The organism is Bradyrhizobium sp. UFLA05-153, assembly GCF_054185185.1.
Genome location: NZ_JBBIAM010000360.1, coordinates 1 through 534, shown reverse-complemented (window position 1 = coordinate 534; position 534 = coordinate 1). Strand labels below are relative to the sequence as shown.

Annotated in this window: 1 protein-coding gene; it reads left to right on the top strand. The window is 62.9% G+C overall.

The window, feature by feature from the left end:
- Nucleotides 1-534, top strand: a 534-nt coding sequence (locus Q2941_RS51885; protein ID WP_458197585.1) for a carbon starvation CstA family protein, incomplete at both ends; no start/stop codon positions are given.

Sequence of the window (534 nt, the reverse complement as noted above, 5' to 3'; positions counted from 1 at the left end):
ATCGGAACGACGGCCGAAAGCGCCGCCGCCAAGGTGAGCGAGTGGGGCTTTACGATCACGCCCGAGCAGATCAAGCAAGCGGCGGTCGATGTCGGCGAGAAGACGATCATCTCGCGCGCCGGCGGCGCGCCGACGCTCGCCGTCGGCATGGCCCAGATTTTCGCCAACCTGGTGGGCGGGAAGGCGATGATGGCCTTCTGGTATCATTTCGCCATTCTGTTCGAGGCGCTTTTCATTCTCACCGCGGTCGACGCGGGGACACGCGCCGGGCGATTCATGCTGCAGGATCTCCTGGGAGTGTTCGCGCCAGGGATGCGCAATATTGCATCGATCCCGGGTAACGTCACCGCCACGGGCCTATGCGTCGCGTTCTGGGGATATTTCCTCTATCAAGGCGTCACCGACCCGCTCGGCGGCGTCAACACGTTGTGGCCGCTGTTTGGAATCTCCAACCAGATGCTCGCGGCCATCGCGCTGATGCTGTGCACGGTCGTGCTGTTCAAGATGAAGCGCGAGCGTTACGCCTTCGTCACG